Raw genomic sequence first — 14047 nt, forward strand, 5'->3', positions numbered from 1 at the left:
TTTCACATATATCAATCAAATTTTCATATTTTCCTTGAAACTATAATAAAGTCCATCACCGATTATTATGTGATCAATAACTTCGATACCTATCAATTCTCCACATTTTACTAATCTAGACGTTACATTTTTATCTTCATTAGATGGTTCTACATTTCCAGATGGATGATTGTGCATAAGAATAATTTTATTACTACTTCTTTTTATTGCTTCCCTAAATACTTCTCTAGGGTGAACTAAGGACATATTAAGAGTTCCTATAGACACTTCTAAATCACATATTATTTCATTTTTGGTGTTTAGTAGTATAGTCTTAAAAACTTCTTTATTTAAGTATCTTAAGCTTTCCATATAATACTTGTATATATCCCATGGATTTGTAACTTTATACTTATTAGGTTTAGCACTAGATATTCTTATTCCAAGTTCTAAAGCTGCTTTTATTTGCGTTGCTTTAGATAAACCTATTCCATCTATTTTACATAACTCTTCTATAGTTATGTCATTTAACCATCTTATCCCTTGACTCTCTTTATTCACTATATAATTTGCTAATTCTAAAACACTTTGTTTTTTAGTTCCTGTCCTTAAAATGATTGCCAATAATTCAGCATTAGATAAGCTTTTTTCTCCTTTAGTTAGCATCTTTTCTCTAGGTCGTTCTTCTAATGCCATCTCTTTTACTCCTAAACTAGATGACTCCATAAAATTAAACCCTCCTAGATTTAAACAAAAAGATTGATACTAAAGTTCTCCTTAAGAATATCACTTAACTTAGATATTGGAAGTCCTACTATATTGAAGTAATCTCCTCTTATCTCCTCTACTAATAGAGCTCCATAGCCTTGGATTCCATATGCTCCTGCTTTATCTAAACATTCTTTAGTACTTATGTAATCTGTTATATCTTTATCTGTTAAGTTTTTAAATTTAACATTACTTATAGCATAGTCAACTATCTTTTTATTTTTTTCTAAGTTTACTATGCTCATTCCTGTTATAACTTGATGTTCTCTATTTGACAGCTTTTTAAGCATCTCAAAAGCTTCATCTTCACTTTTAGGTTTTCCTAATATTTCATTGTCCAAAACAACAATAGTGTCTGCTCCAATAACTACATCTTTAGTGTTATTTACAGCAACATCCATACACTTTTCAAATGCTAGTCTTAACACTAGCTGTGTAGGCTCCTCATAATCAAATATTTTCTCATCTACATCGCTAGTCACAACTGAAAATTCCGCACTAGTGTTCGCTAGTATTTCACGTCTTCTAGGCGATCCTGATGCCAATATTATATTCATTAATTCACCTCTTTTTTGATACCTAATTAGTTTATCACTATATTGTAAAAAATTCAACGTTAATGTCGAACGTTTTTGTTACACTATGGTTACAATTTCGATTTTTGTTCCAAAATAAAGAAGATATGGAAAAACTCCATATCTCTATATTGTCCACATTATAAAATTTTAATAGCTTTTTTAGGACATTTTTCAACGCATGCATGACATCCTACACATTTATTTTCATCAACTTTATGCTTCTCTTTTAACTCTCCCGATATAGCATCAAACTTACATTGCTTTTTACATATAGTACATCCTACACATTTATCTTCTTCTATCTTGACTTTTCTTCGTTTTTCTAAGTCACCTTTAATAGCTTTTGTTGGACATTTTGCTACACATACCATACACTGTACACACTTATCATAATCAATTTTCGCTAATTTATCTTCTATTGTTATAGCTCCAAATGGACATGATTTCGCACATATTCCACAACCTATACATCCAACGCTACAATTATCTTTTACACTTTTACCAAAATCTTTACTATTACACTCTACTACTACTTCATTCTTAACTGGTTTTTCTTGTATTACTCCTTTTGGACAAACTTCCATACATTTTCCGCAAAGAACACATTTATCTTCATCTATTACAGCTACACCATCCACTATTTTTATAGCGTCAAATTTACATGCATTAACACAAGTTCCAAGTCCTAAACATCCGTATTTACAAGACTTAGCTCCTCCATTTAAAGCACTTGCTGCTTTACAGTCTGTCATTCCTTCATATGTATATTTGTCTTTAGCTACAGAACAGCTTCCTTTACATATAACTTTAGCTACTCTTCTTTCTCCAACTTCTGAAGCTACTCCCATAATTTCGCCTACTTTAGCAGCACATTCACTACCTCCAACAGGACATCCATTTACCGGAGCTTTTCCTTCTACTATAGCACTTGCTAAACCTCCACAACCTGGGTATCCACATCCTCCACAGTTTGCACCAGGTAATACTTCAAGTATAGCCTCTACTCTTTCGTCTACTTCTACAGCAAATTTCTTAGAAGCATATGCTAATATAGCACCAAAGATTAGTCCCATTACTCCTAAAACTAAAATCGAATTAATTATAGACAATTATTTCACCCCCGCCTTAAAGTTTAATAAGTCCTGCAAACCCTAAGAATGCTATAGACATTAAACTTGCTGATATTAAAGTTATTGGAAATCCTTTGAAACTTTCAGGTATATCTGCTAGTTCTAGTCTTTCTCTTATACCAGCAAATAAAACTATCGCTAAAGTGAATCCTACTCCTGCTCCAAATCCATTTACCATAGTTTCAACTAAATTGTATCCGTTTTGAACATTAACTAAAGCTATACCTAAAACTGCACAGTTTGTAGTTATAAGAGGTAAGAATACTCCTAATGCTTGATATAAAGATGGACTCATCTTTTGTATTACCATTTCAACAAATTGAACTATAGATGCAATTACTAATATAAATGCTATAGTTTGTAAAAATCCATTATTAGTTATTTCTAATATCTTTTGAACAAAATATGTTATAAATGAAGCTAAAGTTAAAACAAATGTAACTGCAACTCCCATACCTACTGCTGTATCTACTTTTTTAGAAACCCCTAGGAATGGACATATTCCTAAGAATTGAGATGTTATAACGTTATTAACTAATACAACACTTAAAAATAAAAGTATTAAATTCATATATATCCCTCCTAATTAGCCTTTTTAGCTTTTAATTTATTAAATCCTGCAAGTAAAAATCCTAATGTTAAGAAAGCTCCTGGAGGTAATATGAATAGTAAAGCAGATTGGAAAGAAGCTCCAAATAAGCCAAATCCAAATAAGCTTCCATTACCTAATATTTCTCTTATAGCACCTAATACTGTTAAAGATAATGCAAATCCAAGTCCCATACCAATTCCATCAACTGCCGCTTCTACTGGCTTGTTCTTAGATGCAAAACTTTCAGCTCTTGCTAGAATTAGACAGTTAACAACTATTAATGGTATAAATAAACCTAACGCTTTATCAAGTGCAGGAATATATGCTTTAAGTAACATACCTACCATAGTAACAAACGTTGCTATTACTACTATGAATGCCGGTATTCTTATCTTAGATGGTATAACTTTTCTCATCATAGATATAACAACATTCGAACATATTAAAACTGCTGTAGTTGAAAGTCCCATACCTAATCCATTTATAGCTGATGTCGTTACAGCTAGAGTTGGACACATACCTATTACTTGAACAAGTGTTGGGTTTTCATCTACTAATCCATTTTTAATTATTTTTCCTAAACCCATATTCTATACCCCCGTTCCATTATTGATTTCTTTGAATACGCTTATAGCAGAGTTAACTCCTTCAACCACTGATTTAGATGTTATTGTAGCACCTGAAACAGCTTGAACTTCATTATCTTTGCTAGCCTTTTCTTGAACTAAAGATATTTCGTCTACTTTTTTACCTTCTATTTGATGCTTTAATCCTGTATCAAATGTAGTTGCTAAATATTCATTTCCTCTAGTTTTTTCCCCTAGTTCTACTCCTTTTATAGTTCCATCAGGAGTTATTCCTACAACAACTTCTGTTTTAGAATCATAACCATCTGGTTCTGTTGCAAATATATAACCTACTTTTTCATTTCCATTATATGCTTCATATACAGCCGTAACTATACCTTCTGATTTGTCTTTAATTTCTTTAAGTTCTGCATTGTCAAATATTTTTACCATAGGGTCAGTTTCTAACGCTGCAGTTTCTTTACTTTCTCCACCATTTACAAGTTGTTCTTTGTACACATTCATAGCTGCATTAACACCTGAAGTTACTGCATTAGATGTTATTGTAGCTCCTGATATAGCTGCTATATCATTATCCTGACTAGCTTTCCCCTTTACAACTGTTAAAGGTTTTTCTGTACTTTTTCCATTAAATTGATCTTTAAATGCTGGCTCAGAAGCTTTTGATCCAAGTCCTGGAGTTTCTGAGTGATTACCTATTTTAACTCCAGTAATTTCTCCATCATTAGATATACCTACCATAACTTCAACTTTACCACCATATCCTTTAGGTGTAGTTTTTATAGTATATCCAACAGCTTCTCCACCTTTTGTACCTTGGTAAACTTCTTCAATTAAGTCGCCTTTTACATTTTCAACTTGTTTAAATTCTTCTGCAGCTTGAAGAACCGCTTGTCTTGATTCATTATTTGCTTGAATATTTCTTTGCTCTATAACTGGTGCAGTTATATTATTCGTTACACTTAACATAAGTGCTGCAACCGCACATATTAAAAATAATATACTACCTAATCTGATCATATCTTTCATCTACTTTGCCACCTCCCCAAATACTTTCGGTCTTGTGTATTTATCTATAAGAGGTGTCATTACATTTACAAATAATATAGAGTAAGATACACCTTCTGGGTATCCTCCATATAGTCTTATAACTGTAGTTATAACACCAGCTGTTATTGCGTATATAATTTGACCTTTTTTAGTCATTGGAGATGTCGTGTAGTCAGTTAGCATAAAGAATGCTCCTAACATAAGTCCTCCTGCTACCATTTGATACATAACAAATTCAAAATTAAACCCGCCTAGTATGAACATTAATATTGCTACAGTACCTATATAAAATACTGGTATTACATAATTTATTATACCTTTGTACATTAAGTATAATCCACCTAATATAAGTAATATAGCTGATGTTTCACCTATACAACCTCCTATATTACCTGTAAACATATCGAATAAACTTGTTCCACTATCAGTTAAATTTTGGATTCCTTGAGGACCTGCTTTTAAGAAAGATAATGGTGTTGCTGTAGTAACAGCATCTATATTCCCTGAGCTAACCCAATTTACACCTGTCTTTGTCCAAGCTGTCATCGCAACTGGGAATGATGCTAATAGGAATGCCCTAGCTGCTAATGCAGGGTTTACAAAGTTATTACCAATTCCACCAAATACCATTTTCACAACTATTATTGCAAATGCTGAACCCGCTAAACACATCCACCATGGAAGAGATGCGGGAACGTTAAACGCGATTAATAATCCTGTTACAACCGCTGAAAAATCACCTATTGTAGATTCTTGTTTAGTAAGCTTTTGATATAACCACTCAAATCCTACTGAACCTAATATACACCAAAACATTACATTTATAGCACTTAGTCTAAAAAAATACACTCCCGCTAATGCCGCAGGTAGTAAAGCTATTATTACTTGTTTCATTATGTATGGTGTATCTTCACTACTTCTCACATGTGGAGAAGATGACACTATCAATTTATTATCCATCATATTTCCCCCTAACTTTACCTATTTACTTGTTGATTGCTTTCTTTTTAATGCAATTATTTCTTTTTTAGCTACTCTGATTGACTGAAGAAGAGGTCTTCTCGCTGGACAGATAAATGAACATGATCCACATTCTATACAATCTAATGCTCTAAATTTTTCTGATGCTTCATAATCTCCATTTATACTGTATGCACTTATGTATAAAGGTTGTAAAAATGCAGGACAGACATCTAGACATTTACCACATCTTAAACAATTTTTAGGCTTTGGAGTCTTAGCTTCTTCTTCATCCAAGCATAATATTCCTGATGTACCTTTATTTGTAGGTATATTTGTAGTATATTGAGCTATACCCATCATAGGTCCACCCATTATAACTTTACCTATTTGTTTATCTGGCTTGAATCCACCACACTGTTCTATTATTTCAGAAAATAATGTTCCAACTTTAGTAACAAGATTCTTTGGTTCTTGTATACAATTTCCAGTTACAGTTGTTATTCTTTCTACAAGAGGCATCCCAGTTTTTATAGTTTTAGCTATTTGAGCTGCTGTTCCAACGTTATTAACTACTGCTCCCGCATCCATTGGTAAACCACCTGATGGAACCTCTCTTTTTGTACATGCATATATAAGTTGTTTTTCTGCACCTTGAGGATATTTAACTTCAAGACCAACAACCTCTATATTAGTATACTCTTTAGCAACTTTAGTTATAGCTTCTATTGCATCTGGCTTGTTTACCTCTATACCTATATATCCTTTATCTACATTTAAAGCTTTCATAAGTATTCTTAATCCAAATACAACATCTTCAGGATTTTCAATCATTAACCTATGGTCTGCAGTTAGATACGGCTCACACTCTGCTCCATTTAGTATTACGAAATCTATTTTTTTATCAGGTGGAGGTGAGATTTTTACATGAGTTGGGAACGTTGCCCCTCCCATACCTACTATACCTGCCTCTTTAATAGATTCTACTATTTCTTCTTTCGTAAGTTCTTCTAAAGATCCCTTTGGTTTTACACTTTCATGCACAGAGTCATTGAAATCGTTTTCTATAATTACACATGTGCTTACTCCTCCAGGCACTTCAAGTTCTTTTATTCCCATTACCTTTCCAGATACAGATGAATGAATATTTGCTGATACAAAACCTTGCATTTCTCCAATTTTTTGACCAACTTTCACTTCATCTCCTACTTCTACTATAGGTTTAGCTGGCGCACCTATATGCTGTTGCATAGAAATGTATACTATTTTAGGGTCACTAGCTTTTTCTAGTGGCTTGCTATTTGTATACTCCTTTCTATACGGAGGATGTATACCTCCTTTGAAAGTTAAGAGTTTCATGCTTTTACCCCCTTATTACTTAATTTAAACTTTTTTCTACTTATAAGTATACTATAATAAAAGTAAAATATTAACTATCGTTAAAAAAATATCTTAATTTTAATACAAAATCTAACTTTTTACGACTTATTTTTCACTCAATTTAAAAAATAAAAAAAGTTGTTTTTTAAACAACTTTTAAATAGTTTTTATTGAGTTAACAAAGTTATAATAACCTTGCATAGATGACATAAATAAACTTTTACTTATATTATTTTTATTTTCTTGTGATAGCTTTAAGCTCTCTTCACTTTTATCTCTTACCGATTTAGTATAATTTAATAAATTTTCTTTGAATCCATCCATACCTTTATAGTCTATTTTTTTAGCTTGTTTTTCTAATTTTGATAGAATATCCATTCTGCTATTTATTATATTTTTATATTCTGACTGATCAATATTTCCTTCGTTTTTATCCCAAAATCCTGATTCTTCTTTAAAGTTAGTTATTAAATTATTTAACTCATTACATATATCCTCTACATAAGAATATTTATCAGTATATTGTAAGCTTAATAACGGAACCTCTAACTTACTTATAAATGCATCCGGAAACTCTGCTTTTACTTGTTCTAAATATTTTCTACTTTCCTCTTCCTTAAATGATGCATATGTTTGAACTTTTTTTACTTTATCTATTTCTATTATAGAAAAAGGTATATCCATTTCTTTTAGTTTATTGTCTATCTTTTTTAGTTCCTCTTGATTATCAATAGCAGCTATTTGTATTGAATATAAGTCCCAATTTTCAACTGTAGCTAATTTGGAATCTTCATTTTTAACTACAGTTGAGTTTTTTTCTTCTTGATCTTTATTATCTTTTTTCTCTATATCATCATAAGTAAACTCTTGTATTTCTAAACTTGCTTTATTAAACAAACTTAAATCTTTTATCTTGTCATACAAACTAAAATCAGAATTTTTTAAGTATATAGCCCCTCCAACTATGCCTATTATAGCCAGTCCTAGAACAGCTCCCTTAGCTACATTGTTTCTTCTTTTATTTATACCCCTGTATATATTTCTTCTTTTATTCATTAGTTTGTCCCCCCATATAAATAATATATTTACTAAATGTATATTCATATTTTATTTATTTATTCCTATATTTTTAATTTAGCTACTATAGGATAATGGTCTGACATGTTTTTCATTAATACCTCATAATGTTCAATATCTATATCTGGGGATACAAGCATATAATCAATTCTATCTAAAGCTGTTGCATATGTTAAAGTATTACTTTTATTAGAATGTGCTGCAACATCTACAAATAACTCCTCGTTTATATTCATATTCCCTTGGTTAAAATCTCCTACAACTATATATGGATCTTCTAGGGTTCTTACAAATTCTTCAACCTCTTTTAATTGTTTTTCTCTTTCTTCAACACTTAATCCTAAATGTAAATTAATAATATTTAATTTCCTTCCAAGACCAAGTTTTACAACGGTATGTAGCATCCCTCTTTGCTCCGTTTCACTACTTAAATATATATGCTTTTGGCTTGTTATTTTATATTTAGAATATGTAGCAAGACCATAATTAGAACCTAACTTTACTACATTAGCTCCAAAGTGAGAATACATTTCTAAATCTTCTTTTAGACTACTCACTTGAAACCCAGCTTTAGCTGATTCATTAACTTCCTGAAGACAAATTACATCCGCATTTTCTATTCTTAGAAAATCTATTATATCAAATAAGCTAGGAAACATATCCTCATTCAATCCACTATGTATGTTATAACTAACTATCTTTATTTCCTTTTTTGGTGGAAATTTGTTTATTTCAAAAAAGCAACTTCCTATAATTACAATATTTATGATTATTATAGTAATTAACTTCTTTATCACTTTGTAATCATCCCCTACTTTTTACAGTTATGTATAATTTAAAAAATTAAGACGCTAAAACTATAGCGCCTTAATTTTTAATCTTACCTAGTTTATCCTTTATTATACAGTTTATAACTTTTTTTCTTATTTCTTCTGCTCCATCAGATTCACTAGTATCAATATTTAAAATTTTAGCAATAGATCTCATATCATTTCTAGCCCTTGACTTATATTCTTCTATTAGTTGTTCTTTTATAATTTCTGGTTCTAATATATACGCTTGTTCACCTCTTGTGTAATATACAAATTTTTTATCATAATAATCTTTATTTATATATATGTGGTTAGTTATTTTTTTTAAAATAATTCTATAAGATTGTTTTGTTTTGATTTCTAATTTTAAGTACTTAGCTAGCTTTATAAGCTCATTTTTTGATTTAAATAATTCTTCAGATTTTATTAATTTTCCTATATCATTGATATTATCTTGACAAGCACCTGTTTTTATGACCTTTTTATAAACTTGAAAACAAGATTCTTCATCTTTTAACTCATTTATCAACTCATCTATAGATGAACTTATTTTGCTTTCTATATATTTTAATGCCCCTTTATTATTAGTAGAATTTCTAAGTTCTTCTTGGGTCATATCAAGTATAATACTTTTTAAATCTTCACTATAATCTCTAGTTTCCATGATATCCCCCCTTGCTTACTTACATTATATTCACTACAAAGTTAAAGGTTACTTTTATTTATTTTTTATATAACACCGTTTATTATATTTTATGTTTTACTATAAAAGTATATTATTATTTATTTAAATTTTATAAATTACGTATATCTTTTTCCATTTGAGTACATACTATTAATGTAAATCAAACATACTCAATCTCCCCAATTTAGACTTCTATTATTTCCCCCAATAGAAGTCTTTTTTTGTAATTTTTTCCATTATTTTTTACTTAATTTAGTATTATTATGTTAAAATATTAATTAGGAAAGAGATTTCATTTAACAGGAGGATATGTCATGAATGTAAACGTTATAGGAGTACCTACTTTTTATGGATGCGATAAGTTTGGACCACAACTAGGTCCTGATAAGTTACGTGAAAAAGGGATGATTTCTACAATTGAAAAATATCATAATAATGTATTTGATTTAGGTAATGTATATGTTGAGCAGGTTAGTGAAAATGATAAATTTGCTACAAACTCTGATATGAAGTATTTAAAACCTTTACTTGATATAAATAAAAACCTTGCTCACATAGTAAATTGCTCATTATCATCAAATTGTTTTCCATTTATTGTTGGTGGAGATCACTCTATTGCTCTTGGTAGTATTTCGGGTGTAAGTAAACACTTTAATAAAAATTTTGCTATAGTATGGTTTGATGCCCATGGAGATATAAATACATTTGAAACATCAGATTCTAAAAATGTACATGGGATGCCACTTGCAGCATTAATGGGATATGGTTATGAAGATCTTAAAAACTTGTATTATCCAGAAACAAAGATAAAGGAAGATTATGTATATCATATAGGTGGTAGAGATATAGATCCAGGGGAAAAAGAATTTATTGATAAAACCAATATGAATATGTATTATCCTAATGATTTAGCTACAAAAGGATTAGATACAATAATAGATACTATTTTAGATAGTGTAAATAGCAAGAACATAGATGCTATTCACATTAGTTTTGACTTAGATTTTATAGATTCTAAATATGTTCCTGGTACTGGAACTAGAGTTGAAAACGGTTTTACAGTAGATGAAGCTAAATATCTATTAACTAAGTTAGTTAAATCTGGATTAGTTAAATCTATGGACTTAGTAGAACTTAATCCTGATTTAGATATAGATGATACGACTTCAGATATAGCAATGGATATAATTGATACTGTATTTAAAAATATAAAATAAAGTAAAAAAGTCGCTTTGCTCCTGTCGCCAACGACTTCGTCCGTTGCTCAAAAATGTCATTTTTTACTTTTAGCAAAGTGTTGATATAACTATACTATATAAGTTATAAACAGATATTCGTTAAGGATAAATTCCTTAAGCGTAAAAAATAAAACACCAGTTTAAACTGGTGTTTTATTTTTTATAACTCTATTCCTTTTAACTCATATCCTAAATCATCTATTACTGATTTAATCATGTCATCTGTTACATTTTCTTCAACTTCAACTATTGCATATTTACCTTCTAAATTTACATCTATTACTTTAACTCCATTTATATCTTCTTCTAATGCTTCTTTTAAATGTCTAACACAATTCATGCAAGTCATTCCATCTACTAATAATTTTTTTCTCATAATAAACTACCACCTTTTTTATTTATTCATCCAATTTAAGGTAATATATACCTTCATAGATATCAAAGTCATTAGGTTTTAAATTTCCTTCAATCCTTTTATTGTTTACTAAATAATCATCAGTTATTCCTAAGCTTATAAATGCAACCTTATCTCTAGTGTATTTTTGTATAGACTTATAGATGTCCTTAGTATTATTTACATTACTTGATATTTTTAAAGAATTTAAATAGTTAGTAAGTTTTTCATCACTATATCCACTATAATTTATTATATCTGTAGCATCTGGAACTAATGATAATTCCCATCCTACAAGAGCTAAATCATATTCTTTTTTATCTAATGCACTTTCTAGAGCTTGACCTTCAAGTTCAGATACTGTAGATTTTATTCCTATTTCACTTAAATTTTCTTTAATTATGTATGCAGATTTTACTCTCTCTCTATTTTCTTTATTAACAAGTATTCTTAAGTTTAAATTCTTAAGTTCTTCTTTTATACTATTTTTTCTTTCTTCTTCTTTTTCTTTATCATTAAGTTTTTTATCTTTGTTTTTGTCATCAGCATTTTCTTTATTTTGATTATTAGTTGCTTCTTCTTGAGGTTTATTGCTCTTTACATTTTCAATATTAATTTTTCCCAAATACTCTTTAGCTTTATCTGTATTGTATTCAAAAGCTTTTATACTTTCATCATAGTACTTTGATTTTGAATGTAGCGGAAAATTAACAGCAGTCGCTTTTCCCATATAAGACTCTTCTAAAATCTTATTTCTGTCTATTGTACTTGCAATAGCTTTTCTAAAATTCAAATCCTTCATAATAGGAGTATCATAATTGAATATTATGTACTCATATCCTCTACCTTCAAAGTTAGTTATCTTAAATTGTTCTTCTTGGAATTGACTTAAATCACTTAATCCTACTTTAGTTATATCACTTGATAGCGCTAAAGTCATAGCAACCTGAGCCTCTTCATCTGGAACTATAATTACATTTATTTCTTTTTTAGCATTTTTTATTTTTTCTTTATCATAATAATCTTCATTAAGAGTAAGTATCATATTTGATCTTTGTTCAAATTTAGAAATTTTATATGGACCTGTTCCAACCATATTTTTTCTATAATTATCTAGTTCATTAGAGCTCAACCCGCTTAATTCACTTTTACTTACTATTGGGAATACTAATGTATCTACTGAAAATGCATATGCATCCTTAAAGTTTATTGTAAAGTTTTTATTATCATTTATAGATACACTAGATATATTCTCAACTAAAGGTTTATACGGACTATTTTGTGATCTTTTTATTAAGTTTATAGTAAATTCTACATCTGAAGATGTAAGTGGTTTACCATCATGCCAATTAGCATCTTTTAATTTTATATCTATACTCTTGCCATTAGATTCCACCGAATAACTATCTACTAATTGAGGTACTGCATTATAATTACTATCTATAGTGAACAAGCTATCATAAACCAAATTCATTACATATCCAACTGATTGTTCTGTATTATTTATAGGGTTTATAGTTTTAGGTGCCACCATTGATAAATGTATATACTCTGAGTTATTAGATGTTGTATCATATTTTCCCGAGCTTTTATCATCTTTTTTAGTACATCCCGAAAGTCCTAATAACACAACCATGATTATACTTAAGATTTTAATTTTTTTCATTAGATTCTTCCTCTCTATACAATTCCTTATAAACAAGATAGTTTTCTTTTACCTTTTTTAAGTAATTTTTAGTTTCATTAAAAGGTATTTCATGCAGTTTACTTCCATCATGACTATAATCTGTGTTTTTTAACCACTTGTTTACATTTCCTGATCCTCCATTATATGCCGTTATAACTAAATCTAAATCATTAAATTCTTTATATAACTTACTTAGGTACCAACATCCTATTTTAATATTTGTTTCAGGATCAAATATATCTGTATCTTTTAAGCCTAGTTCATCTTCCGCCCAAGTTTGGGTTATATCACTTATTTGCATTAACCCTTTGGCATTTCTTCTTGATACAGCTTTTTTATTAAACTTACTTTCTACTTTTATTACACTATAAACCAAATTTTCATCAATATCAAATTCTTTAGAGTAAGTTTCTACATACTCTTTGTAAAATCTTGGGTGGAATAATTTTAATATAACTTTTTTATCTATACATATCCAACCTACAACTAACAACACAAAGATTATAAATAAACTTATAAATCTTTTTTTATTCACACCAATTCTCCTTTATATATGTTATTAGTTTATTAGCTTTATAATTTAATTCATCTAGACCTTTTGAATTATCAATTATGTAATCTCCATACTTAATTTTTTCGTTTTGATCCATTTGTGATTTTATACGGCTTATAGCTTCTTCTTTTGTAATATTATCTCTTTTCATTATTCGATTTAGTTGAACATCTAAGTCGCAACTTATCACTACTAATTTATCTACTAAGTCTAGGAAATTACCCTCTATTAATAAAGCTGCATCAACCACTACTATATTTCTATTGTTATCTTCTATTTCCTTTATCCTTTTTTTTATTTCATTTTTTATGGCAGGATGAGTTATATTATTTAGCATTATTAATTTTTCATCATCGTTAAAAACTATTTTTCCTAACTCTTTTCTATTTAAAGTTCCATCTTCTCTTTTTATATCATTACCAAATGTTTCAAATATATTATTTAGTAAGTCTTTATCATTCATTATATCTCTAGATATAATATCTGCGTCTATTATATCTAGAGAGTTATTTTTTAATATATTAGATAAGCTGCTTTTCCCACAACCTATATTTCCAGTAAGACCTATAACTAACAT

General features: G+C 29.3%; 16 protein-coding genes. 1 reads left to right on the forward strand and 15 read right to left on the reverse strand.

What is annotated here, in order from left to right; genetic code table 11:
- Positions 1–15: 15 nt before the first annotated feature.
- The 11 genes from radC to ACEXNK_RS12205 all read right to left on the reverse strand — a co-directional run bounded on the left by radC (position 16) and on the right by ACEXNK_RS12205 (position 9577).
- On the reverse strand, positions 16–675 hold the full coding sequence (gene radC / locus ACEXNK_RS12155) for a RadC family protein (RefSeq protein ID WP_373598867.1): 660 nt from the start codon (positions 673–675) through the stop codon (positions 16–18).
- A gap of 50 nt (positions 676–725) precedes the next feature.
- Entirely contained in the window at positions 726–1304 is a 579-nt protein-coding gene (locus ACEXNK_RS12160) for a Maf family protein (RefSeq protein ID WP_373598808.1), read from the reverse strand.
- Between the two features lie 158 nt (positions 1305–1462).
- Positions 1463–2398, reverse strand: coding sequence for an RnfABCDGE type electron transport complex subunit B (locus ACEXNK_RS12165; RefSeq protein WP_373598868.1), 936 nt, complete (start codon positions 2396–2398; stop codon positions 1463–1465).
- 52 nt (positions 2399–2450) lie between these two features.
- Positions 2451–3026: an electron transport complex subunit RsxA gene (rsxA, locus tag ACEXNK_RS12170; RefSeq protein WP_373598809.1), complete on the reverse strand. Its 576-nt coding sequence runs from the start codon at positions 3024–3026 to the stop codon at positions 2451–2453.
- Between the two features lie 11 nt (positions 3027–3037).
- Entirely contained in the window at positions 3038–3634 is a 597-nt protein-coding gene (gene rsxE, locus ACEXNK_RS12175; protein ID WP_373598810.1) for an electron transport complex subunit RsxE, read from the reverse strand.
- 3 nt (positions 3635–3637) lie between these two features.
- Entirely contained in the window at positions 3638–4663 is a 1026-nt protein-coding gene (locus ACEXNK_RS12180; protein WP_373598811.1) for an RnfABCDGE type electron transport complex subunit G, read from the reverse strand.
- The gene (locus ACEXNK_RS12185; protein WP_373598812.1) at positions 4664–5644 is read right to left on the reverse strand and encodes an RnfABCDGE type electron transport complex subunit D; all 981 of its coding nucleotides are present in this window, start codon (positions 5642–5644) and stop codon (positions 4664–4666) included. It abuts the gene before it with no gap.
- A gap of 21 nt (positions 5645–5665) precedes the next feature.
- The gene (gene rsxC / locus ACEXNK_RS12190; protein WP_373598813.1) at positions 5666–7003 is read right to left on the reverse strand and encodes an electron transport complex subunit RsxC; all 1338 of its coding nucleotides are present in this window, start codon (positions 7001–7003) and stop codon (positions 5666–5668) included.
- Between the two features lie 177 nt (positions 7004–7180).
- Positions 7181–8080: a hypothetical protein gene (locus ACEXNK_RS12195; protein ID WP_373598814.1), complete on the reverse strand. Its 900-nt coding sequence runs from the start codon at positions 8078–8080 to the stop codon at positions 7181–7183.
- Positions 8081–8145: 65 nt separating this feature from the next.
- Positions 8146–8898, reverse strand: coding sequence for an endonuclease/exonuclease/phosphatase family protein (locus ACEXNK_RS12200; RefSeq protein WP_373598815.1), 753 nt, complete (start codon positions 8896–8898; stop codon positions 8146–8148).
- A gap of 70 nt (positions 8899–8968) precedes the next feature.
- Positions 8969–9577, reverse strand: coding sequence for a hypothetical protein (locus ACEXNK_RS12205; RefSeq protein WP_373598816.1), 609 nt, complete (start codon positions 9575–9577; stop codon positions 8969–8971).
- 335 nt (positions 9578–9912) lie between these two features.
- On the opposite strand from ACEXNK_RS12205, the gene rocF reads away from it, so the two are divergent.
- Complete coding sequence (gene rocF, locus ACEXNK_RS12210; RefSeq protein WP_373598817.1) at positions 9913–10815, forward strand: arginase; 903 nt, start codon at positions 9913–9915, stop codon at positions 10813–10815.
- Between the two features lie 181 nt (positions 10816–10996).
- Here rocF and ACEXNK_RS12215 read toward each other — a convergent pair whose 3' ends face one another.
- From ACEXNK_RS12215 to coaE, 4 genes are read right to left on the reverse strand one after another with little or no spacing between them, the layout of a single operon-like run.
- Complete coding sequence (locus ACEXNK_RS12215) at positions 10997–11212, reverse strand: heavy-metal-associated domain-containing protein (RefSeq protein ID WP_373598818.1); 216 nt, start codon at positions 11210–11212, stop codon at positions 10997–10999.
- A 22-nt stretch (positions 11213–11234) separates the two neighbouring features.
- Entirely contained in the window at positions 11235–12896 is a 1662-nt protein-coding gene (locus ACEXNK_RS12220; RefSeq protein ID WP_373598819.1) for an ABC transporter substrate-binding protein, read from the reverse strand.
- Positions 12883–13452, reverse strand: coding sequence for a lytic transglycosylase domain-containing protein (locus tag ACEXNK_RS12225; protein ID WP_373598820.1), 570 nt, complete (start codon positions 13450–13452; stop codon positions 12883–12885). The genes ACEXNK_RS12220 and ACEXNK_RS12225 overlap by 14 nt, the downstream gene beginning before the upstream one ends.
- Positions 13445–14047, reverse strand: coding sequence for a dephospho-CoA kinase (gene coaE / locus ACEXNK_RS12230; protein ID WP_373598821.1), 603 nt, complete (start codon positions 14045–14047; stop codon positions 13445–13447). The genes ACEXNK_RS12225 and coaE overlap by 8 nt, the downstream gene beginning before the upstream one ends.

Source organism: Paraclostridium bifermentans, assembly GCF_964259345.1.
GTDB classification, from domain to species: Bacteria; Bacillota; Clostridia; order Peptostreptococcales; family Peptostreptococcaceae; genus Paraclostridium; species Paraclostridium bifermentans_B.